Below are 22,855 nucleotides of genomic sequence, written 5' to 3' on the forward strand. Positions count from 1 at the left end.
TGAAACCTTCTATACGAAGAACATTCTCTTGAACGAAGGTCTGCGGGCTTGGATGGCTCCTGCTGACCAACCCCATGAGCGTTTTGTCTTCCCTGAAGAAGTTCTCCCTCGTGGTAATGCTCTGTAAGCTTTAACAAAATTTTTTCATACTCAAAAGACTCCTATTCAATAGGGGTCTTTTTTTGGGAGAAAGGCAGAAGGCAGAAGGCAAGAAAGGCAGAAGGCAGAAGGCAGAAGGCAGAAGGCAAGAAAGGCAGAAGGCAGAAGGCAGAAGGCAGAAGTAGAAAAATTCACCTTGTCCCCTTGTCCCCTTGTCCCCCAGCCCCCTCCCCTTACTTTCTCAAATTCCCCTTGCATTTTTCTGAGAGCGTGTTATTGTAGTCGAAGGGCTTAATGCTCAACACTCTTTGAGAAAAAGACCGTTTAGGCAACAAGGAGGTGATGCCCATGACAGATAGTAGTAAAATCATGGGTCATCAGGTTGCAGTTAGCCGGCTGTGCGCCGGGACAGTTCTTTAGCAGAAGCTTGGTAGTTTAACAGTACTATTAAGTAGCTGCAAGTGCTGGGCCTGATTAGAGAAATCCCGGCAGTCTGGTTGCAATCTGAAGACCCGCTAGACCGCTCTCATACAAACAGTGACTAAATTTACATCCTGTCACTGTCTGTGAGAGCGGATAGTTATTTTTAGGATGTTTGATAATACAGTAATGGTTGTTAGTTAGTAGCGCTAACAATCAATACTACTCAGTAAATCTATAAAAATTATTTTGTTTTTTCAAAAAAAGCAGACATTGAGCGAAAATTTTAAGTAAATTTGCTAGTGTAGAGTTAACTTGCATCGCTAGTAGCTGTGTCGATGTAGATTATCACCGCAGGAAACTACTTAAATCTAATCAAAGTACTCTTGATTAGACTAGTTGTAAGCTTATATATTGGAAGTGCTGGTGCAAGCTGTTGATAGGTGGGGTCGGAATGGCTCAGAAGGCTTTGTAAAAGTTTTCAGTACCATGTACCGAAGCGCAAATTGCGATCGAAGCCTATCAGATATCTACAAAATAGAGTTACCCTATAGTTTAAGAAAAGCACTATCCCGCATTGCTTTTCTAAAAGCTAAACTAAGGAGTTAAGCGGGGAACTTAAAATGAATCCAGCGATTCTCTATAAGTGGTGTGAGGACGAGAGGAAAATGTCTAAAATATTGTGGAAATCACTGCTGTTCAGTCCGGCAATTCTGGGAGCTACCCTGGTATTTAGCCCTTGGGCGATCGCCACAGAAACTAATTCAGCGGCTGAAGTAGCTTCAACCCAAACTGCTAATCCCGAACAGCAGCTAGAAGTAGCAACCAAAAGTCAAGCTTCCGGCAATCAGCTAAAAGCTTTAGACAAGACACAAAACCAAGCTCAAGAGTCTGTAACGGCGAAAGAAAACACAGTTGCTCAAGCTGCACCTGTTGATTCACCAAATTCAATTGATGAAATCATTCGTTACAGCAGAGAAGGAAACAGAACTTCCGCTCAGGTGACTTCAGTTTCCCAATTGCGCGACGTACAACCAACAGACTGGGCTTTCCAAGCATTGCAATCTTTGGTTGAGCGTTACGGCTGTATCGAAGGTTATCCAGACCGAACCTATCGTGGTAACAGAGCCCTGACTCGTTACGAATTTGCCGCAGGTTTGAACAGTTGTTTGGATCGGATTCAGGAATTAATTGCGGCATTGCCTCAAGGCGTAAGCAAAGAAGATTTAGCTGCTCTACAACGTCTGCAAGAAGAGTTTGCGGCTGAACTAGCTACCCTGCGAGGTCGAGTTGATTCCCTAGAAGCTCGTGTTACTAAGGTAGAAGCCCAGCAATTCTCTACTACGACCAAACTGAAAGGGGAAGCAATTTTTGCGATTTCGGATGTTTGGGGCGGTCAAAGGGGTCAAGTAAATTACCGAGGTGCAAGCAACGGTCGCTGGGGTGTAGAAGATAGTAATAACACAGTTTTCCAAGACCGGGTACGTTTAGAATTCCAAACCAGCTTCACAGGTCGAGATATACTGCACACCCGGATTTCTGCTGGTAACGGCCAACGGTGGAATAATTTGCCCTATACTCCCCTGTTTAATAATGGCGCTGGCAGCGGGTTTAACAGCCCCGCAGGAGCATTTGCTGGCCCAACAGCTGAAGGAACCTTACAATATTTTGTTGGTAGTACAGGCAACAACAGCGTAGCTCTGGATTGGTTGGCTTATGAGACTGCCTTTTTAGGTGGTTCAAAACTCTACTTAGCTGCTACAGGTGGTATTCACTCCGACTATGTTGATGTAAAAAACCCCTACTTCTTTGATGGAGATGGTGGTAACGGTTCAATTTCTGCCTTCTCACAAGAAAACCCAATTTATCGGATTGGTGGTGGCGCAGGTGGAGCAATTAGCTTTGGTTTGGGCGGATTTGGTAGCTTCTTGAAAGGTACCTCTATCACTGGTGGTTACTTTGCAGGTGGTTCTGGTCTTACTATTCCTGGTAACTCTCCTGGTAGTGCTAACAGCCCACTGGACAAAAATGGTCTGTTTGACGGTAACTACGCTGCACTCGGACAGCTAGACCTGAACTTCTGTGATACTTTCAACTTGGCGTTAACCTACGTTAATGCTTACCACACAACAGGGTCTGATATCTTTGATGCTGGTGGTGGTTTCGGAGCTCGGCTAGTAGGTACAGGTATAGCTAACTTACCATCTGCTCTAATATATGGCAGAAATGCGACTCCAATTGTGACTAACTCTTACGGCGTTTCCGGTAACTTACGCTTGAGCAAGTACTTCTCAATTAGTGCTTTTGGTATGTACACTGATGCGACCTTGATTCGTCGTGGTAGTGCTGACATTTGGAGCTATGGACTTGGTGTTGCTCTTCCCAACTTGGGTAAACCAGGTAACTTGTTAGGTTTATTCGCAGGTATTGAACCTTACGTGACTGGAATGAGTGCTGGGCCTCGTTCTTCCTTCAGTCGTGATATGCCTTGGCATATTGAAGGGTTCTATAAGTTCCAGCTGACGGACAATATTTCGTTGACTCCTGGTGTGATTTGGTTGATGGCACCTGAACAAAACAACGACAACGATGACATCTTTATTGGTACTCTCAGAACCACCTTCACCTTCTAGGTGAGTCTGACTGAAAGAATTGAAAAGCCCTCGTTTTTAACGGGGGTTTTTTTTTGAAGGCGACAAAATTTGGCAATTGCTGAGATCCTGAAAAGCGGAAAGCATTCAGGACGCTAGCGTTATAGAATGGAACTAAACCCTAGTGTAGAACTGGGGTATGTTAATTACCCTTTTCTGCTCTGTGTATTTCATTTAGGAATTTTGTAGCAATTCAGTAAATTTGGGATAATTTGTGGAACTATCGTGTAAAAGTGAATATGCGCTACTGGCTCTCCTAGAGCTAGCAACTCATTATCAAAGTGGTGAACCTCTGCAAATTCGGCAAATTGCGGCGCAGCAAAATATTCCCGATCGATATTTGGAACAGTTACTAGCAACTTTAAGGCGTTGCGGTTTGGTGCGTAGTCAAAGAGGAGCCAAGGGGGGCTATTTGCTAGGCAGAGAACCCTGGAAAATTAATTTATTTGAAGTTATTTGCTGTTTAGAAGGGACTGATTCTCAGTCGGCCCAGAAGGATTCAGGGAATAAAATAACTTTAGAAAGTACTTTGCTGCGAGAAATTTGGCAAGAAGGTTGTCATGCGGCGAATGCGGTGTTGCAAAGGTATACGTTACAAGATTTGTGTGAAAAGCGAGATGCTAAGCGTCAGCTAGATATCATGTATTACATCTGATTAATCATTTTGTCATTTGTCATTAGTGGTTTGTCATTTGTAAAATTTGGCTATTCGACAGATACAGAGAAATGCAGGAATAAAAAACTATGACTAATGACTAATGACCAATGATTAATATCCAATGATATAGGGAGAGAATTATGCGAATTGCTGAGGATATTACAGAATTAGTTGGTCGTACTCCTTTGGTACGGTTAAAGCGGATTCCGCAATCAGAGGGTTGTTTGGCAGAGATTGTGGTGAAGTTGGAGGGAATGAATCCAGCTGCTTCTGTGAAAGACCGGATTGGTGTGAGTATGATTGATGCTGCTGCTAGGGAGGGGCTAATTAAACCTGGGAAAACGGTGTTGGTGGAACCGACTTCGGGAAATACGGGTATTGCTTTAGCAATGGTGGCTGCGGCTAGGGGTTATCAGTTGATTTTGACTATGCCCGAAACTATGAGTAATGAGAGGCGGGCGATGTTGCGGGCTTATGGGGCTCAATTGGAGTTGACTCCGGGAATTGAGGGGATGACTGGGGCAATTCGACGGGCGCAGGAGATTGTGGATAGTACGCCGGATGCTTATATGTTGCAACAGTTCCGCAATCCTGCTAATTCGCAAATTCACCGGGAAACGACAGCCCAGGAAATTTGGCAGGATACGGATGGTCAGGTGGATATTGTGGTGGCTGGTGTGGGTACTGGGGGAACGATTACTGGTGTGGCTGAGGTAATTAAGCAGCGGAAGCCGGGGTTTTTGGCGATCGCTGTTGAACCTGCTAATAGTGCGGTGTTATCTGGGGGAAATCCTGGCCCACATAAAATTCAGGGAATTGGGGCGGGTTTTATTCCGCAGGTGTTACGGGTAGATTTGATTGATGAGGTAATTCAGGTGCGGGATGAAGATGCGATCGCATACTCTCGTCGATTAGCTAGAGAAGAGGGTTTACTCTCAGGAATTTCCAGTGGGGCAGCACTTTTTGCCGCCATTAAAGTTGGTCAAAGAAAAGAAAACACAGGTCGCCTGATTGTGATGATTCAACCCAGTTTTGGAGAGCGTTATTTAAGCACACCTTTATTTCAAGATCCAGAACTGAAGCTATCAACTTTTGGGTTAACTTAAATTAATGACAGAAGGCTCCAAGGCAGAAGTTAAAAATTCTCAAGAGTCCCCTTATTCTCCCCGTTCCCCGTTCCCTTCCGTAATCTAAAATTTGAAATCGATGGCGGAGTTAAATCACTATCAAACTCTGCAAGTTAGCCCCAGAGCAACACAAGCAGAGATTAAACAATCTTATCGGCGATTGGCTAAACTTTTTCATCCCGATAGTCAACAAGAAACAGCCAATCACGAGCAAATTGTGCGGTTAAATGCTGCTTATGAAATTTTAAGCGATCCACAACGGCGAGAATTTTACGATCGACAATTAAGAAATGGTTCATTCGGTGCGGTTGGGAATTGGCAACAACGAACTAAAGCAGCCCAAAAACAATACCAAAAACAGCGACAAACGGCTCAAGATATCGATCGGCAAGTTCAATTATGGTTGAGTCTAGTTTATCAGCCTGTGAACCGCTTAATTTGCCGCATTATCAATCCCATAAATGAACAAATTGACGAACTTTCAGCAGATCCTTTTGATGATGAATTAATGGAAAGTTTCCAGGATTACTTAAAGGAATGCCAAGAGTTACTTTCCCAAGCCCAACACATTTTCACCTCAATGCCTAATCCTTCTCCTTTAGCTGGGGTTGCTGCCAGACTGTACTATTGCTTGAATCAAGTGGCAGATGGAATTAGCGAATTAGAAACTTTTAGCCTGAATTACGATGACCAATATTTACATACAGGTCATGAAATGTTTAGAATTGCTGCCCAGCTAAGGCGGGAAGCACAAGCAGCTTTCAAAAGTTTTGTTTAAGAGGGGACTGGGAATTGGGGACAAGGAGACAAGGAGAATTAAATTTTACCTTTCCCCTGTGCCCCTGGAGTTCCTCTGCCCCTGGAGCTCCCCGATGCAGTATTCTATGAATTAGAATCGTTTTACGAATCTTTACAATTCCTCCCTTGCTCCTCCCAGCATGAAGTGTATTATTAACCGTCGGGCTAAGTTTTCAGCCAGTCATCTGTATTGGTTGCCAGAGTTGAGTGAAGCCGAAAATGTTGAAAAATTTGGGGCTTGTGCTCGTGCGCCTGGTCATGGGCATAACTACGTCCTGTATGTTTACATGGCAGGCGAATTGGATGAATATGGCATGGTATTAAACCTGTCTGATGTGAAACACATTATTAAGCAGGAAGTTACCAGCCAATTAGATTTTTCTTATCTCAACGATGCTTGGTCGGAGTTTCAGGAAACTCTGCCAACTACAGAAAATATCGCACGGGTAATTTGGCAGCGTTTAGTGCCTCATTTACCAATTGTGCGAATTCAACTGTTTGAACATCCAGAACTTTGGGCTGATTATTTAGGAAACGAAATGGAAGCATACCTCAGCATTGCCACTCATTTTAGTGCTGCTCATCGGCTAGCTCGTCCCGACCTTAGTTATGAGAAAAATTGCGAGATTTACGGTAAGTGCGCTCGTCCTCATGGTCACGGTCATAATTATCATTTAGAAGTGACTGTGAAAGGGGAAATTGACCCTCGCACGGGGATGATTGTAGATTTGGGAGCATTGCAAAAGGCGATCGATGATTATGTAGTGGAACCATTCGATCACACTTTTTTGAATAAAGATATTCCTTACTTTGCGGAAGTTGTGCCGACAGCTGAAAATATTGCGGTTCATATTCGCGATTTATTGCAGGAACCAATTCGGGAATTAGGCGCGGAGTTGTTCAAAGTTAAGTTAGTGGAAAGTCCGAATAATTCCTGTGAAGTTTATGGTACTCAATTGGAAAAAACTTTGAGTAATGGCAAGTTAAATGAGCAACTTTTAGTGAGACTTTAAGGTTTTTGGCAATTAAAAATCGCACCCTTTTATTTATCGGGGTGCGATTTTTTCATCTGACAAATGATCTATTACTTACGCAATTTCTGCCTGAAACCTAGATCCCCCCTAGCCCCCCTTAACAAGGCAGGGCTAATTCATGGTCATCAAATAAAATTAACCGGATGGGGGGACAAGGGGACAAGGAGACAAGGGGACAAGGGGAAAGATGATTTTTCCGTTGTTTGCATTATCTCTCCTTCACAAATCAATTTCTCCGTTGAAAATGAATTAGCCCTGCCTTAACAAGGGGGGAACTTAATCAAGCCCTCTTGGGGGTTGGGTGATCTGAGTGCATAATTCCTACGATCGATAACTCATGATTTTTAGGTAAAGACAAAAGAGGAACTAGTGAGAGCGTTGGCTTGAATATTTGAGACGATCGCTAAATCTTTACCTAAGAAACTAATCACAGCATCAGCACCTTTTTGGGTAATGGTGAGGGAACTAATACTATTCACGCCTAAATTACTAATTCCAATAACATCTGTGCCTGGTTGGAAATCTGCGATCGTACTCGGAGCAACAGGAATGTTAGTATTAACTATCCAAAATTGATCCGCATCTGCACCACCAATTAAAGTGTTAGGGCCAGCACCAGCAAATAAAGCATCCTTACCTTTGTCGCCAAACATTAAATCGTTAACTCCACCGATAATTGTGTCATCGCCTTGACCACCATGCAGAGTACTACCACCAAAATTATTAGCGGCATTAATAAAATCATTACCCAGATTGCCATTCACATTGTTAGCTTTACCAGGTATTAACAAATCATTGCCTTTGTCGCCCCATAAAAAATCACCAGTGCCACCAATTAATACATCATTATCTTGACCGCCGCGTAAGGTATTATTCCCAGAACTAGATGCTCCAGTGATAGTGTCATTACCTTGTAAACCATTAATTAATTCACCACCTTTTGCTGTTAATGAATCTGGCCCTTTCCACATAGCCAAAATTAACTGACCACCTTCGACGTATCTAGGATCTGTAACGGTGTGAGCCTGAACATCGAACATATAGAATTGTCTACCAGAGCCAACTTCGACGATGCCGGAAGTTTCCCATTGACCCGGTATACTGGTGTTGTCAAACTGTTCGCCAGCGGCACTTTCATTAATTCCCGCCACTAATGTCACTTTATCTGTGGCGATGTTGTAATCCCAAATCCCAGCTTCTCTGGCTCTAGCTTTCATTACGTCACCGCCAAAGGCAGTTTCGTCTTCCATAATCATCACATGGCCTTTTTTATCGACAACGATGTTGTCGTAACTGATACCAGTATCAGGGCCACCGTTGAGCACCAATTCAAAGTTATTGATTTGTCCAGTGGGATCGTTGGGATTGAGGCTGAAACGGTACATTTTACCGTAGGGGTTTTCTGCTTCCGCAGCATTGGTGGTTGTCCCTCCACCAAGTTTGTCGGCAGTGCCTGTGGTAACGAAGTAGAAAGTGCCGGGGTTGTTGGGATCTTCGGCAATGTCTTCTAAACGGCGGAAGTTAGTGGAACGACCAGAAGCATCTACCCAATTGCTGAGGACTGCGCCAGTGGGGTCGAGGGCAATTTCTTTGGGGACTGGTGTCCAAGTGGCGGTAGCTTTCACTCCTTTTGTGAGAGTTTCATTATTGAATCCCTGAACTTTCAGCACATATAATTGACCGTCTTTAAAACCGTTGGGGTCTTGTGCTGTTTGTTGACCGACAAACATATAAAGTTCGCCGTTAGTAAAGTCTTCTGTGGAGAGAAGTACTGTTTTATCGGAGTTGGTGGCGCGATATTGAGAGGCGGAAACTACGTTTTCTTTGGCGTAACGACCTAAGCCTTCGATCGCTAATGCTGTACCATCAGGAGATACTGCCCAACCTCGACTTGAGGAAGCTCCAGTTGTAGTGTTATCTGTAGTTTCTTCAGGAACGAAAAAGACTGGGATTGCTTGACCGCTGGCATTAACAAAACCACTTTCTGCTAAGTAAGCAGAACAAAAACGAGTGAAACTAAAACTTTTCCCCGTTGCAGCATTTGTATAAACACCTGTTGTCGTATTTAGGAGATATTCACCATTGCTATCTACTGCTTTTTCAATCAGGTTTTTACCGCCAATAACATTCCAGTTTTTGTCAAACACGAGTAAAGATACTCTTGCTCCTTGAATTTTCCCTGGAACGGTAGAAGAAATGGTAGAAGTGATGGGATTATTTCTACTATCAACTGCGGCAATTTCGTGATTGAGAAAAACGTAATAGTTGCTTGCGGTTTCGTATATTCCCATGCCGTCAGGAATTCCTGTGAAGGTAAATCTTTGCCCAGCTACAGTCTGAAAGTTACCTACAGTACCTTGAATTAAAGGAATTTCATCTCCTACAGTTAACAGCGGCACAAATTCGTAGCCCGGATTTCCGGGAACATTTCTCACGTAAGACTCTGACATAATTAAAGATGTCCTTCCTTTTTAATAGAAGTAATTGCAGCGCCAAAATTTTACCTATAGCTCAAAAGCTTCAGTAATAATTGCGACTATCCAACATTTCAATATCTCGTTATTAAGTTAAGGTTTGACTACAAAAATAATATGAAAAGATTAAGTTAAGGCTATGTTTTAATTAAGTCGTTTTACTAAGAACAGGTTACTCATCTTTAAGTTATCTGCATCGATTTCCTGTAAATACTTTGAAGATCGATCGCTCTTTCGTCAGCTTGATAAATCCCAATAATGAAAATTTAGAAATTGTTCACGCCATTATTACCATGGCTCAAATTTTAGGAATGGATGTGGTTGCAGAAGGCATAGAAACATCATCTCAACTCGCTCAATTAAGGGAACTCGGTTGCGAACAAGGACAAGGTTTCTATTTTTCTAAAGCTTTAGATAAACAAGCAACAACAGCTTTAATAATCAGCCAACAAGAACAGCCAAAGTGGGGAGAAACTGCGGCTATTCAAGAAAGTAAAAAAAAATTAAATCCGCAAGTAAATCAAGTTAAAAAAGTTATTGTAACCTAAGTTGATAGTTATAAGCTTAGAGTTTTCTGTTCGCGTAGCGTGCCGTAGGCAATCCCCCCTAATATAACTCCCCTCATAAAGGGGGGAAGCAGATTCAAAGTCCCCCTTACCAAGGGGGATTTAGGGGGATCGAATCATCCGGGATTAATTACTAATTTACCTGAGCAATTATTGTGCGATGCCGAGGACTATTAGGAGTGATTGTTGGTGCAGAAAAACCAGCTTCTACTAAAGTTTGGGAAATGTCCAATGTGAAGTATTCATCTAAGTAAGGTTCAGTACTTTTCAGCAAGGTAAAAATGTAAGGAGGCATTTTTTTATAAGCTGACGATTGCGGATTCATATCCATAATGGCAATGTGACCATTTGGACGCAACAAACGTTTAGCTTCCCGGAAAATTTCTTTAGTGGCTGATTGTGGCAGTTCATGACACATTAAAAAGATGGAAACTAAATCAAAGGAAGCATTTGGTAAACCTGTTGATTCCGCAGCAGCATGAACCCAATTAATCGGAATATTTCTTTGTTGAGAACGGTAGTTCGCTACTGCGAGAAAATAAGGTGATAAATCAACGCCTGTAAGTTTTGCTTGGGGATAAACTTTTTGCAGCGCAAAGGTACTCATTCCGACGCTACAACCCAGGTCTAAAATATCTTGAGGTGGGGTGGAAATTTGCTGTTTTACGATATTATGGTAACTTTGCCGGAGTTTGGCATCTCCGTCAATTGCGGGAATTTTAGACCAGATTGTAGAATGGACTGCATGAGCGGCGGATTCGACTTCTAATGCTGGTTCCCAACCGAGATTTCCTTCTTTGTAAGCGTGGAACGATCGCACATAATATTCTGGATAAGTTAAATTGTTATTTTGTACTTTTTGTAAGTAACTTTCCCAGTTTTCCTGACTTAATTCCTGAACTTGCAGCCGCCAAGGGACACCAATTTTTTCGGCTCTTTTAATCATCATCTCACGAGCTTGATGCTTGGCGACAGCTGCCAAAGGTTTAATAGCGAGGAGTCCATTAACTAAGCGAGAAGCTAACCCTGGAGTATTGTTTACTGTTGCAGTCATTTGATTAGTCATTAGTCATTAATCTTTTGTTATTTGTGAAATTTCACCTGTATGATCCTACCAAGTTTGGGGCAGGAATTTTCAGGATGAGTAATGACTAATGATCAATTATTCTGGTTCGTTGTGAGGACTTTAGTCCTTTGATTTAAGAAGAGAACGACTGAAGTCGTCACAACAGACTTTACTTGATATGACTATTGACCTTTGGCTAATGACTGTGGTTCTTTTGATTTTAAGGCAAAGACTATTTCCATTTGGCTGGTTGATAGATTAACTTTATTAGCTGTGACTCCAATGCCGCGAATGGAATTTAAGATAGCACAGGTATCTGACGAGAGAGGTAATTGGAGATTCAGCAAAAAGTTGTTATTAAACACAGACATTACTGTGTCCATATCGACATAAAAAGAGCCTGTATTTGGTTTAGGTAGGGTATTGGTAACTGTTTGAAAAGCTTGATTTTTTTCTAGGGTTTTAGAACTGCTTGCCATTGCTTCAACAATGGGACGACCAACGGCGACAAACATGGATTCTTTGTCTAACCAACCATGTCCTAATAATACGCCTTGATCGTTTGACCATTCGGTGACTGCTTTGCCTTCAATATGTCGGCGATCGATATTAATGGAGTTAGTTCTAGCGAGTTGATCTAATTTTTTTAATGCGGTTTCAGCGGCTTGGCGATCGCTAGTTTTCACAACTAAAGCTGCACTAAAACCCATCGGTGCTAAAACACCTTCTGTCGCCGGAAATGCACCAACAGCAAATTCTCGATCCATCCAAGGCAAAATATCTTTATCTAAGTCCAGATTCACATTTTCTTTTAGATAATTGCGAATTCCATTAACCTGAGCATTAAACTGGGGATTTTTCTGTGCTTGCGCTATTGCTTCTTTCCAACCTTGGCTAATTCCGTATCCGCTGAGTAATGCTACAGTATTCAAGGGAAATTTAGATACCATTTTCCCTGGCGTGGGTTGAAACTCTGCTTGTTTAATTGGTTCTTGCTTGACTTCTCCGATCGCTTTCATCCTGATTCCTAAATTATCTATTCCCACCCCCATTACCACAGATTTCATATTTTTTAATTGCTGTATTGATGCAGGAGTTAATTGACCGATCGCTCCATATTTATCCAGCACTTCGGCGATCGCATTTTGCGATTCCGGTACATAAATTTCGGCGATTTCATTGGGTAAATCTATACCCTTCTCCAACATCAACTTAGCACCGACTTTATCCGCGAAAGAAGGTTCACCTTTAAAAGTATCGATCGCTGCTTCGAGCGATTTTTTCTGCGGTGATATCACCAAATGCTCGTTTAATAGAGCTATAAAATGGTGTTCATTATTACTTGAACATTCCCAAATCTTGACACCTTTATAATTAATATCTTGATTGTCCCCACCTGATGATTTTTTTAACTTAGTTGCAAAACTTATAGCACTAATTTTATCTTTAATACCTATAATTACTAAATAATTTGGTGTAGTAGCGGCAACTTCTTGCGTCGTGTTGCTAGGTAAAAGTGCCAACATTACACTACCTAGCCAAGGCTGAATATCTTTTGCGTAATCTATCTTTGTATTCTCAGCAAACATCTGTTTTTGCAGGCTAGCCAAACTCTTAGTGATAATTTGCTGCGCTTCTGTAGTGCCAAATTGTTGCAATTTTGACCAAGGTTTTCCATCTGTAGACACGACACCTGCTACTAATGCTTCATCTGGAACTAACTTGGCGCTGGCTAATGGACTGACATCGCTAAAAACACCGCGTAAGTATAAGTATCCACCTGTGGCACCAGCAGCAATTAGAACAGCTGCACCAACACCCAAAGCTTTGAATTTAGGAAATTTAGAGAATTTAGAGACTTCAGGTAATTCGGAGAATTTAGAGACTTTTTGGGTTAACATTATCCTCACCTCACATTACAACAATACTTTCTTGGAAAATTTTTCTAGATTTACTTGAGTACTGATGAGTACTTTCCCTTAAGCCACTGGGGGCAGATGAATGGGATATTTTGTTTTTTCTGTAGAATTCTGTAACTAACAATGAATAAATTTTAAAGTAGTTCTGGAATTTGGCAATAGGCAAATGTATACAAGTCTCTTATATTACTACTTAAGTAATACTTCTTATGAATCTTTACAAAAAGACAAAAGTTTTTTTTAATACAAACTTTCGCACATCTAGCCGTAGGAGTAAGTTGACTCACAAAGGCGTTACCCTGGAAAGTATATCTAAATTGCTTCCATTGTTAGGTAGGCTTGAGCCGAGATGAAGTTGCAATCATATTTCGATTCCGAAACTAATAGTCACAAATCTTTTGAATTACCGGGTGCCAGACCGCACTATAATCCCGATCGCCCCGGACAAGTAGAGCATATCTTTCTGGATTTGGCGCTGGATATTCCCAACCAAACTTGTAAAGGTACTTGCAGTATTAGATTAGCGCCAGTGCGATCGGGAATTGAGCATTTAACCTTAGATGCAGTTAACTTAAAAATTCACTCAGTCGAGATTGGTAATGTAGCGCAAAATTTTGAGTACGACGGCGAACAGTTGCAGATTCGACTTACCACTCCGACGCAGGTAGGAAAACCGATTACGATTGTTATTGCTTACGCTGCTGAAAAACCGCAAAGAGGAATTTATTTCATCACTCCCAACAAGCATTATCCCAACAAACCGACACAAGTTTGGACGCAGGGAGAAGATGAAGATTCTCGGTTTTGGTTTCCCTGTTTTGATTATCCGGGACAATTAGCAACTTCCGAAATTCGGGTGCAAGTTCCTCAACCTTTAATTGCGATTTCCAATGGGGTATTAATTAATACCGAAGATGCCGGAGAAACGAAAATTTACCATTGGTCACAGCAGGAAGTTCATCCTACTTATTTAATGACTTTAGCGGTGGGAGATTTTGCCGAAATTCAGGATGAATGGAATGGCAAACCTGTCACTTATTATGTCGAAAAAGGGCAGGAAGAAGAAGCTCGTTTGACAATGGGCAAAACGCCAAAGATGATCGAATTTTTCACTCAAAAATTTGGTTATCCTTATCCATTTCCCAAATACGCCCAAGTTTGCGTCGATGATTTTATCTTTGGCGGAATGGAGAATACTTCAACTACTTTGTTAACAGACAGATGTTTGTTAGATCAAAGAGCATCGTTAGATAACCGCTTAAGTGAAAGTTTAGTCGCCCATGAACTCGCCCATCAATGGTTTGGTGATTTGGTGGTGATTAAACATTGGTCTCATGCTTGGATTAAAGAAGGAATGGCATCTTATTCGGAAGTACTTTGGACGGAACAAGAGTACGGAAAAGATGATGCTGCTTACTATATTTTGAATGAGGCGCGGAGTTATTTAGCGGAAGATAGCAGTCGTTATCGTCGTCCAATTGTAACTCATGTTTATCGGGAAGCGATCGAACTTTACGACCGCCACCTTTACGAAAAAGGTGCTTGTGTTTATCACATGATTCGCGGAGAATTGGGAGATGAATTGTTTGCAACGGCAATTCATAAGTTTGTCCAAGAAAATGCTCACAAAACAGTAGAAACTATTGATTTGTTAAGAGCGATCGAAAAAGCCACAGGTCGGAATTTACTGTTTTTGTTCGATCAGTATGTTTATCGTGGTGGACATCCCGATTACAAAGTTGCTTATTCCTGGGATGCTGATAGCAAACTGGCAAAAGTTACGGTAACGCAAACTCAAGCAAAATCAGGGAATAACGGCAGCAATAGTGATTTGTTTGATTTAAAAATTCCCATTGCCTTTGGTTATGTAAAAGAAGATAAATTCTCGGAATTTAAAACCTTTACAGTCCGAGTGCATGAGAAAGAACAAAGCTTTTACTTCCCCTTAGCCGAGAAACCTGATTTTATCAGTTTCGACTTGGGAAATTACTGCCTAAAAACCGTCGCTTTGGAATATGCAATTCCCGAATTGAAGGCACAATTAAAATATGACCCCGATCCAGTTTCGCGGATTTTTACGGCGGAATCATTGGCAAAAAGAGGTGGTTTAGAAGCAGTAAAAGCTTTGGCAGAAGCCTTAGAAAATGATGCTTTTTGGGGTGTGCGAGTCGAAGTTGCTAAACAACTTTCGGAAATAAAGCTCGATCAAGCCGGAGTTGCTTTAATTAAGGGATTGAGCGATCAAAATCCGTTAGTGCGTCGGGCTGCGATCAATGCTTTAGCTAACATCAAAACCACTGAAAGTTATACTGGCTTAAAAGATTTGTTGCAAGCTGGTGATGACAGTTATTATGTGGAATCAGCAGCAGCAAATTCTCTAGGTGGAATGATGACTTCAGCGACTTTAAAAGATAAAGAAGATGAGGTAATTAGCTTACTTTCTAGTATCTTAAGAGAAAGGGGTGGTTGGAATGAAGTGGTTCGGGTTGGTGCGATCGCAGGTTTAAGCCAATTAAAATCTTCTCCTGTTGCTTTAGACCTGATTTTAGAATACACTCGACCCGGAATTCCCCAAGCTTTAAGGTTAGCTGCAATTCGCGCTTTAGGCACAATTTCTACCGGACAAACTGCTAATAATGTTGAGTGGATTTTGGAACAATTAGCAGATATTGCTAAGGAAACTTTCTTCTTAACTCAAGTAGCAGTTGTCACCGCTTTAGGACAAATGGAAACAGCTAAAGCAATACCTGTACTGCAATCTTTAGCGAATCAAACACCTGATGGAAGAGTGCGCCGCATTGCGGAAGAAGCTGTGCAAAAAGTACAGAAAAATGTGGGTACAGATCAATCTGTAAAACAGTTGCGCGAAGAACTTGATTTACTGAAAAAAGAGAATCAAGAGTTGAAGAGTCGCGTGGAAACTTTGGAAGCTAAGTCGAATGTGAAAAGTTAATTCACTGTTAAATAGGGGCAAATTCATAATGATTTTTGCCCCTCCTTAGTAATTAACTCAATTTGCTATTTTTTAGCCCCCATTAATAAGGGAATTTGCTATTTCTTAGCCCCCCTTATTAAGGGGGGTTGGGGGGATCAAAACCCAGTAATCACAGCGTTAGATCCCCCCACTACCCCCCTTATTAAGGGGGGAACTCCGAAAGAATTAATCACTGGCAACTTGCGTTACTTAGCTGGAAATTTGTTTTTTACCGCAGATAAACGCAGATGTAAGCAAGGAATTTTTTATCGATCGAAGAGGTGATTTGATTGAGCTTTAAGTTAACCTCAAATTAACTTGGAAATGATTAAATAGAAACAAGTGCAATTAGCAAGGAATGCTTGCTCAATGGAAGATAATTTTAATCAAGCACTAGAAGTGGATGTCTTGGCGGCTGCCTTATCGATCGATCGTCAAGAATCAGGCGAACTTTTGGAATTACTTGTCCGCAAGTTAAAGCGATTTCTACCTCGCAATACGCAGGTGCAACGAAGTTGGTTTGGTTTCGGGGCAATCAAAACTGTTACTCTTTGTTTTGATGATTACCATTACCAAATTAGCCGAGAACGTTATGGATCGATCGCTACCAGAATGATTAAAGTAATTCGTGGCGTAAGTATTAAAACCACAGAAATTTCTCCAGCAGAATGGAGTCAAAAAGTTGCTGAGGCATTAGCTGAAATAGCCGCCCGCGATGCCAAAGTTCGCGATGCTCTCTCGCAATTTATCTTAGGCTAGAAAGTAAATATATGGGACTCTTTGAGAAGATTGGTAAACAAATCTGGCGTGTAACTAAAGAGGGGATAGGATTAAGAAATCAATCTAATCTTCAAGTTTCAAAGAGTGCTGGTGTTATTAAAATGCGATCGCTCAACTCACAAGGTAAACTTTTTGACAGTGCCCGTCATCGTCTCGACGCACAAAAGCTCCTTGGCAAACAATTTTTCACTAGCGATCTCAGTACTAACGAATATTTACTTACTCGTGAAGCTGGATACGAACCGATCGGTTTGGTGATGGGAAGTAGCTTTTACAAAGTGGGATTCTTTGGTTATTTTCGCGGCTATCGCGATCGTACCGGAGAGGTAGAAACTTTAACTCAAGCTCAATTAGCTGTTCGCGAACTTGCTGTTAGTCGAATGCAGCAAGAAGCTGCCTTACTTGGTGCTCATGGTGTAATTGGAGTGCGTCTGCAACAGCGTCGCCAAGGTTGGAACATAGGAATGATAGAATTTACGGCAATTGGAACCGCAATTCGCATTCCAGGTCGTCCTCCGACATCAAAACCTTTTACCAGCGATTTAAGTGGGCAGGAATTTTGGCAACTGCGGAAAGCAGGTTACTATCCCAAAGGATTGGCATTTGGCGCTTGTTCTTATTATGTGCATAGCGATCGCAACACCCGCGCTTTGATGAACCAATCTTTTTGGAATCGGTTGTTTGGTCGCGCTAGGCGAAATCAAGAATTAACACAATTTAGCCAAGGCTTTCAAGATGCGCGAGAACTAGCCATTATGCGCCTGATGGAAGATATGCAAAAATTGGGTGCTACAGGTGCAGTTGGAATGCAAATTGAAGCCAGAGAGGAAGTAATTGTCTATCAGCCTCAGAGCTTTCTTGGTTGTTTTTCTTCGTTATTTATTTTGGGGGTTTTTATTGCTTTATCTGTGGCAATTGCCAATCATAAAGCCACTGTGCTTTTTAGCATTTTATTTGGCATTCTCCCTATGGCAATAATCCTATTTGCTATCATTCAGTTTATCTTATCTAGTTTATATTATATAGGCGTTTTTAAAGATTTTTTGACACATTTCGTAGCTATTGGTACAGCAATTGTTGAAGATGATATACCAGTTGAAAACCCTGTTAGTAAAACTTTAATGTTCTACCCAATTTCTAAATCTTGAGCCTTTTTTTATGACAAATCAACAGCCGAAATCTAGCAAGAATCCTCCGATCGCTAACGATTTGCCGGAACACGCCCGCGAACGGCTAACAATGATGCAGAAAGGCGGTAAACAAAGCAATTTATTTACCAGCGATCTTTCTGTTAATGAGTTTTTGTTAGTCAAAGAAGCAGGTTTTGAGCCTTTAGGTTTGGTGGTTGGTTGCTCAATGTATCACATTGGTTTTCAATGGGCAGGAATCAATCAAAGCATGGAAATGACGGTGCTTTCTCAAGCAATGTATCATGCCCGTGAATTAGCAATGAGCCGGATGGAAGAAGAAGCAGAAGCTTTGGGTGCCGATGGAATTGTGGGGGTAAGATTGAGTGCTAAACACATGACTTGGGAACCAAATATGGCAGAATTTGTGGCGATCGGTACAGCAGTTAGAGCAAGCGATCGCACAATTTCTTATCGCACAATTCATGATAAACCATTTACCAGCGAACTCTCTGGACAAGACTTTTGGACATTGTTACGAGCAGGCTATCGTCCATTAGGATTAGTCATGGGCAATTGTGTCTATCATGTAGCTTATCAAGGTTTGGGACAGTGGTTTAAAAATATTGGCAGAAATGTGGAAATGACTAACTTTACCCAAGCACTTTATGATGCTCGTGAATTAGCAATGGAACGGATGCAAGTTGAAGCCGCCCACCTGCAAGCAGAAGGAATTATTGGAGCTAATATTCATGAGCATCAATATTCTTGGAGTTCCCATGTAATTGAGTTTTTTGCTATAGGAACAGCTGTCACGCCCACTCGCGCAGATCATCATATTCCGACACCACATTTAACTCTCTCATTGAACGATCCGCCACCTCAAATTAATACTGTGTTGGCTCCTCCAAGTTCAGATCATTAATACTAATTTCTGGGAAATTTAACCTCAATATTATTTCTTAAGGGAGGTAGAACCTCTCAGTTCTCGTTACCAGGTTCAACCTGGTAACGAAAAACAGAGGCTCTGCCTCAAGGTGCTCTTATTTCAGTTTAAAATTTTGAAGCTAAATCTAAAGTGAATTCTTAATCAAACGACTGAAGTCGTCACAACGAACCTGAATTCTTAATCAAACGACTGAAGTCGTCACAACAAACTTGTCCGTTGTAACGACTTCAGTCGTTTCTATTTCTCACTGTTTGGGCAACTTGATGCCAAATTAATCCAGCGATAATCAATCCTAATCCAGTTAACCAAATTTGTTGTTCTACCCAAAAAGCAAGAAATAAACAAGCTAATAAACCTAACCAAGCGATCGCTTTTGGATAAAGTCTTCCCTCAGATGGAATTGCTAATGCTGCTAAATTGGTAATTGCGTAATAAATTAACACGCTAAAAGCACTGAAAGACCAAGTAGTTTTGACATTGCCAATTAGAACTAGAAAAGCGATCGCAATTCCCACAAATATTACTGCCCAAAATGGAGTCGTACCTGTCTCATTTAATCTGCCAAAAACTCTCGGTAAATCTCCGCGTCTTCCCATTGCCAAAACTACGCGAGATAACCCTAAAATTAAGTTGAGAAGTACTCCTAACATGGCAGTAATTGCACCAATGGCAATAATTTGAGAACTTCCCGGAATACGGAAACTTCGCGCCGCTACTTCTAAAGGTGCTGCTTTGCTAGTTGCTGCTTGACTAAGTGTATCTGCACCTACAGTTCCCACACTTACTATTACTACTACAATGTAAAGCAACATTGTGACTATCATTGTCAAAATAATTGCTTTGGGAATCGTTTTTCTCGGTTCTCTAACTTCTTCCCCTAAAGTAGCAATTCGCCCATAACCTGTGTAAGCAACAAACATTAAAGCACTAGCATGAAGTACTGCTGTAATGGGATTAACTGATTCTTGATTTGCAGTAGCAAAAAAGGGAGTAAGATTGGTTAATCCTTGGGATGCTAATCTTGGTAATCCGGCAATTATAAAAAAGCCAAGTGATAATAAAGTAATTGAGACAATGATGATATTTGCCAGATTCGATCGCTTAATTCCCGTGAGAATGATTACTGTAAACAAGGCAACAGCAATTAATGCGATCGTAACTAACAAATTTCGGTTAGATATCCGAAAAGCATTAAGTAAATATCCCGCAAAACCTAATGCAGCAGTCGCCGCCGAAGCACTTTTTGCGACTAAAAACATCCAACCTGCGGTAAATCCCAACCAAGAATTGAAATATTTATAACCATATTCGTAAGTACCCCCACTTACGGCATGATTAGCAGCAAGTTGGGCGCTATTTAAACCGTTACAAATTGCTACTATTGCCCCAATTGCTACTGCTAAAATTACTGCTGGCCCCGCTATTCCGGCAGCAATTCCAATGCTAACAAATACGCCTGTACCGATAATCGACCCCAAGCCCATCATGATAGCACCGAAAACTCCCAACTCTCGTTGCAGTTGTGGTGGTGTTTGACCTGACATTGGATTTTAGATTCAACAATTGATCCCAGTTAATGTATTATCTAACTCATAATGATGCTAATTATCAATGTATTGTCGATCGGGAATCTCAGTTAGCCGAAGTAACTGTTAATTATATTCCCAAACGTCGCATTAGTCGCGCTTATTCCCAACTCCAAACAGGAGATATTATTGCTGTCGCTACTAATATTTCCGGTTTAAATTTCACCCACACAGGATTTGTTTACCGCTATCCTAACGGCAGAATTGGTTTGATTCACGCTTCACCTGCGGGAACGGTAACAATTGCCCGCGATTTACAAAGATATGTGAGCAACGTCAAAAATTCAATGGGGGTTGTTGTGGTGAGAGCGATCGATCCACGCCATATTCAGCGCGAATATGACTAGTCGATGGGAAATTCAGCCTCAACAGTATTTATTAAAGAGTTTTTTGCTCATCAATTATAATAAGTTTTATTAATGGCAATTGACAAAAAGCATTTGACTTATTTGAGGGAGTCATTGATCCCCAGTAGTTGATTCTTTTAGGCGGTAAGTATTATAGTTTTGTATACTAGAGTTAATAAAACGTAAAAAATAAAAGTAAAAATCAATGGGTAAAGTTAGCAAATATTGCGGAAGGATTACCCAGAGATAACTACTATTCTTGTGATTGAGTGACGGCGTTCCCAGAGGAAGCCATTTCATAAAAAAACATTTCGTTTCAACAGGCAGACATAAGCGTGAGTCAACATCAACTAGCTGAGTCAAGAAGGTACAATCCACAAGCAATCGCCAATTACTACAAAAAACGCCCTTGGTTAGCAGTATGGCGAACTTTAACCGTGATCTGGATGTTTGCGGGGTTTATTTTCGGGTTAAAGTTAGACGAATGGTGGGGCCAAGCAGAGGAACACAAGTTAAGAAGAGCTTGCCAGTTGCGGGAAATTCTCACTCACCTTGGCCCGACATTTATTAAAGTAGGTCAAGCACTCTCTACAAGACCAGACTTAGTTCGGAAAGACTTTTTAGAAGAGTTAGTCAAATTACAAGATCAATTACCGCCGTTTGATACTGCGATCGCCTTTAAGATTATCGAAACCGAACTAAATAGACCAATAAAAGAAGCATACGCTAGTATTTCACCGCAACCAGTCGCCGCCGCCAGCTTAGGACAAGTTTATCGCGCCCGACTCAAAACTGGTGAAGAAGTAGCCGTGAAAGTCCAACGTCCTAACTTACTTCCCGTCTTAACTTTAGACCTTTATTTGATGCGTTGGGCAGCAAGTTGGTTAGCACCTTGGCTACCGCTTAATTTAGGGCATGACTTAACATTAATTGTTGATGAATTCGGTACTAAGCTATTTGAAGAAATTGATTACTTAAACGAAGGACGCAACGCCGAAAAATTTGCCGCCAACTTCCGCGATAATCCAGAAGTAAAGGTTCCGGTAATTTACTGGCGCTATAGTTCCCATCGAGTGTTGACTTTAGAATGGATCTACGGACTTAAACTCACCGATACCGAACAAATCGAAAAACAGGGACTCAACAGCGATGCGATTATTCGGATTGGCGTAACATCTGGATTACAACAGTTATTAGAACATGGATTTTTCCATGCCGATCCGCACCCAGGTAACTTGTTTGCCATACCGCCGCAATGTCCGGTTGATGGAGAAAGACAACCGACTAAATGGGTGCAGGGTGGTCAAATGGCTTATATTGATTTCGGGATGATGGATCAGTTAGAGCAGGAGACAAAAGAAACCCTGGTTGATGCTGTTGTACATCTAATCAATAAAGATTACGAACATTTGGCTGAGGATTTTGTTAAACTCGGCTTTTTAACTCCAGAAACTGATATTAATCCCATTGTTCCGGCGTTAGAAGCAGTTTTGGGCGATGTGATGGGCGAAAGCGTGAGGGATTTTAATTTCAAAACTATTACCGATCGCTTCTCGGAATTGATGTATGATTATCCCTTCCGCGTTCCTGCTAAATTCGCTTTAATTATTCGTTCTTTGGTGACACAAGAAGGTTTAGCACTGAGTATCAATCCGAATTTTAAGATTGTGGAAGTTGCTTATCCTTATGTGGCGCGACGACTGTTAACTGGAGAAACTCCTCAGTTGCGGCGACGTTTGATTGAGGTGTTATTTAAAGATGGTAGATTCCAATGGCAGCGGTTAGAAAATCTGATTGCGATCGCTCGTACAGATGACAGTTTTGACCTTTTCCCCACCGCCCAACTCGGTTTACAATATCTCCTGTCTGATGAAGGTCAATTTCTCCGCCGTCAACTAATTCTGGCTTTAACAGAGGACGATCGACTGCATACCGAAGAAGTCCAACGTCTCTGGAATTTGATTAAAAATGAAATTAAGCCAGCCCAAATTTTTAATGCCGCTTTAGGCGCATTGGCTGAATTTTCTACCCTACCTTCTGTAGATGCTTTAGCAGCTTTTTCCGGTCGCAAAACCTTGTAGTAAAGCAGTTAGAAATTGGTAGTAACTCAAGTTGCTAGTTATTAATTATTTCGGAGTTCCCCCCTTGAGCAAGGGGGGCTAGGGGGGATCTTCGGCTGTGATTACTGGGTTTTGATCCCCCCCAACCCCCGTGATGTTAATAGCGAAGCTTCCGCTGGTTCCCCCCTTATTAAGGGGGGCGGAGGGGGGATCTTTTAGG

The 22,855-nt window shown here is 41.6% G+C and carries 15 protein-coding genes and 2 pseudogenes; 13 read left to right on the top strand and 4 right to left on the bottom strand.

From position 1 onward, the window contains the following. The 6 genes and pseudogenes from IQ264_RS23290 to IQ264_RS23315 all read left to right on the top strand — a co-directional run. Positions 1-127, top strand: a pseudogene (locus IQ264_RS23290) (photosystem II D2 protein (photosystem q(a) protein)); the annotation flags it as partial. Between the two features lie 1,060 nt (positions 128-1,187). Then, positions 1,188-3,152: an iron uptake porin gene (locus IQ264_RS23295; protein ID WP_193983343.1), complete on the top strand. Its 1,965-nt coding sequence runs from the start codon at positions 1,188-1,190 to the stop codon at positions 3,150-3,152. A gap of 232 nt (positions 3,153-3,384) precedes the next feature. Then, positions 3,385-3,825, top strand: coding sequence for an RrF2 family transcriptional regulator (locus IQ264_RS23300; RefSeq protein WP_193983345.1), 441 nt, complete (start codon positions 3,385-3,387; stop codon positions 3,823-3,825). Between the two features lie 143 nt (positions 3,826-3,968). Continuing rightward, a complete protein-coding gene (gene cysK / locus IQ264_RS23305; RefSeq protein ID WP_193983347.1) occupies positions 3,969-4,934 on the top strand; it encodes a cysteine synthase A in 966 nt (321 codons plus the stop codon). A 100-nt stretch (positions 4,935-5,034) separates the two neighbouring features. After that, positions 5,035-5,733, top strand: coding sequence for a J domain-containing protein (locus IQ264_RS23310; protein ID WP_193983349.1), 699 nt, complete (start codon positions 5,035-5,037; stop codon positions 5,731-5,733). 160 nt (positions 5,734-5,893) lie between these two features. Further along, a complete protein-coding gene (locus tag IQ264_RS23315; RefSeq protein ID WP_193983351.1) occupies positions 5,894-6,766 on the top strand; it encodes a 6-carboxytetrahydropterin synthase in 873 nt (290 codons plus the stop codon). 365 nt (positions 6,767-7,131) lie between these two features. Here the strand turns inward: IQ264_RS23315 and IQ264_RS23320 are convergent, their stop codons facing one another. Beyond that, positions 7,132-9,237 carry an alkaline phosphatase PhoX gene (locus tag IQ264_RS23320; RefSeq protein ID WP_193983353.1) on the bottom strand — a complete coding sequence of 702 codons (2,106 nt, stop codon included), beginning with the start codon at positions 9,235-9,237 and terminating at the stop codon, positions 7,132-7,134. A 191-nt stretch (positions 9,238-9,428) separates the two neighbouring features. Here IQ264_RS23320 and IQ264_RS33140 point away from each other — a divergent pair. After that, positions 9,429-9,677, top strand: a pseudogene (locus IQ264_RS33140) (EAL domain-containing protein); the annotation flags it as partial. A gap of 283 nt (positions 9,678-9,960) precedes the next feature. Here IQ264_RS33140 and IQ264_RS23330 read toward each other — a convergent pair. Together IQ264_RS23330 and IQ264_RS23335 are read right to left on the bottom strand one after the other, a co-directional pair. Next, the gene (locus tag IQ264_RS23330; RefSeq protein ID WP_193983369.1) at positions 9,961-10,881 is read right to left on the bottom strand and encodes a class I SAM-dependent methyltransferase; all 921 of its coding nucleotides are present in this window, start codon (positions 10,879-10,881) and stop codon (positions 9,961-9,963) included. Positions 10,882-11,075: 194 nt separating this feature from the next. Then, positions 11,076-12,794, bottom strand: coding sequence for a DUF3352 domain-containing protein (locus tag IQ264_RS23335; protein WP_193983355.1), 1,719 nt, complete (start codon positions 12,792-12,794; stop codon positions 11,076-11,078). Positions 12,795-13,161: 367 nt separating this feature from the next. Between IQ264_RS23335 and IQ264_RS23340 the strand changes: the two genes are divergently transcribed. From IQ264_RS23340 to IQ264_RS23355, 4 genes are all read left to right on the top strand, one after another. Next, positions 13,162-15,765, top strand: a complete 2,604-nt coding sequence (locus tag IQ264_RS23340; RefSeq protein ID WP_193983357.1) for a M1 family metallopeptidase — start codon at positions 13,162-13,164, stop codon at positions 15,763-15,765. A 390-nt stretch (positions 15,766-16,155) separates the two neighbouring features. Further along, positions 16,156-16,545, top strand: coding sequence for a hypothetical protein (locus IQ264_RS23345; protein WP_193983359.1), 390 nt, complete (start codon positions 16,156-16,158; stop codon positions 16,543-16,545). A gap of 11 nt (positions 16,546-16,556) precedes the next feature. Beyond that, a complete protein-coding gene (locus IQ264_RS23350; RefSeq protein WP_193983361.1) occupies positions 16,557-17,714 on the top strand; it encodes a heavy metal-binding domain-containing protein in 1,158 nt (385 codons plus the stop codon). 10 nt (positions 17,715-17,724) lie between these two features. Then, positions 17,725-18,618, top strand: a complete 894-nt coding sequence (locus IQ264_RS23355; protein WP_228061755.1) for a heavy metal-binding domain-containing protein — start codon at positions 17,725-17,727, stop codon at positions 18,616-18,618. 251 nt (positions 18,619-18,869) lie between these two features. On the opposite strand, the gene IQ264_RS23360 is transcribed toward IQ264_RS23355, so the two are convergent. After that, positions 18,870-20,186, bottom strand: coding sequence for an APC family permease (locus IQ264_RS23360; RefSeq protein ID WP_193983363.1), 1,317 nt, complete (start codon positions 20,184-20,186; stop codon positions 18,870-18,872). A gap of 32 nt (positions 20,187-20,218) precedes the next feature. Between IQ264_RS23360 and IQ264_RS23365 the strand changes: the two genes are divergently transcribed. Together IQ264_RS23365 and IQ264_RS23370 are read left to right on the top strand one after the other, a co-directional pair. Next, positions 20,219-20,575, top strand: coding sequence for an N-acetylmuramoyl-L-alanine amidase-like domain-containing protein (locus IQ264_RS23365; RefSeq protein ID WP_193983365.1), 357 nt, complete (start codon positions 20,219-20,221; stop codon positions 20,573-20,575). Positions 20,576-20,910: 335 nt separating this feature from the next. After that, positions 20,911-22,656: an AarF/ABC1/UbiB kinase family protein gene (locus IQ264_RS23370; RefSeq protein WP_322744793.1), complete on the top strand. Its 1,746-nt coding sequence runs from the start codon at positions 20,911-20,913 to the stop codon at positions 22,654-22,656. Positions 22,657-22,855: the final 199 nt, after the last annotated feature.

This window comes from [Phormidium] sp. LEGE 05292, from assembly GCF_015207735.1.
Lineage (GTDB): Bacteria > Cyanobacteriota > Cyanobacteriia > Cyanobacteriales > Aerosakkonemataceae > Floridanema.

Bases quoted from the DNA above. Each gene is read 5' to 3' on its own strand.
- IQ264_RS23330 (WP_193983369.1), bottom strand. From the start codon at position 10,881: ATGACTGCAACAGTAAACAATACTCCAGGGTTAGCTTCTCGCTTAGTT.
- IQ264_RS23345 (WP_193983359.1), top strand. From the start codon at position 16,156: ATGGAAGATAATTTTAATCAAGCACTAGAAGTGGATGTCTTGGCGGCT.
- IQ264_RS23360 (WP_193983363.1), bottom strand. From the start codon at position 20,186: ATGTCAGGTCAAACACCACCACAACTGCAACGAGAGTTGGGAGTTTTC.
- IQ264_RS23365 (WP_193983365.1), top strand. From the start codon at position 20,219: ATGTATTATCTAACTCATAATGATGCTAATTATCAATGTATTGTCGAT.
- IQ264_RS23350 (WP_193983361.1), top strand. From the start codon at position 16,557: ATGGGACTCTTTGAGAAGATTGGTAAACAAATCTGGCGTGTAACTAAA.
- cysK (WP_193983347.1), top strand. From the start codon at position 3,969: ATGCGAATTGCTGAGGATATTACAGAATTAGTTGGTCGTACTCCTTTG.
- IQ264_RS23295 (WP_193983343.1), top strand. From the start codon at position 1,188: ATGTCTAAAATATTGTGGAAATCACTGCTGTTCAGTCCGGCAATTCTG.
- IQ264_RS23320 (WP_193983353.1), bottom strand. From the start codon at position 9,237: ATGTCAGAGTCTTACGTGAGAAATGTTCCCGGAAATCCGGGCTACGAA.
- IQ264_RS23315 (WP_193983351.1), top strand. From the start codon at position 5,894: ATGAAGTGTATTATTAACCGTCGGGCTAAGTTTTCAGCCAGTCATCTG.
- IQ264_RS23340 (WP_193983357.1), top strand. From the start codon at position 13,162: ATGAAGTTGCAATCATATTTCGATTCCGAAACTAATAGTCACAAATCT.
- IQ264_RS23335 (WP_193983355.1), bottom strand. From the start codon at position 12,794: ATGTTAACCCAAAAAGTCTCTAAATTCTCCGAATTACCTGAAGTCTCT.
- IQ264_RS23310 (WP_193983349.1), top strand. From the start codon at position 5,035: ATGGCGGAGTTAAATCACTATCAAACTCTGCAAGTTAGCCCCAGAGCA.
- IQ264_RS23355 (WP_228061755.1), top strand. From the start codon at position 17,725: ATGACAAATCAACAGCCGAAATCTAGCAAGAATCCTCCGATCGCTAAC.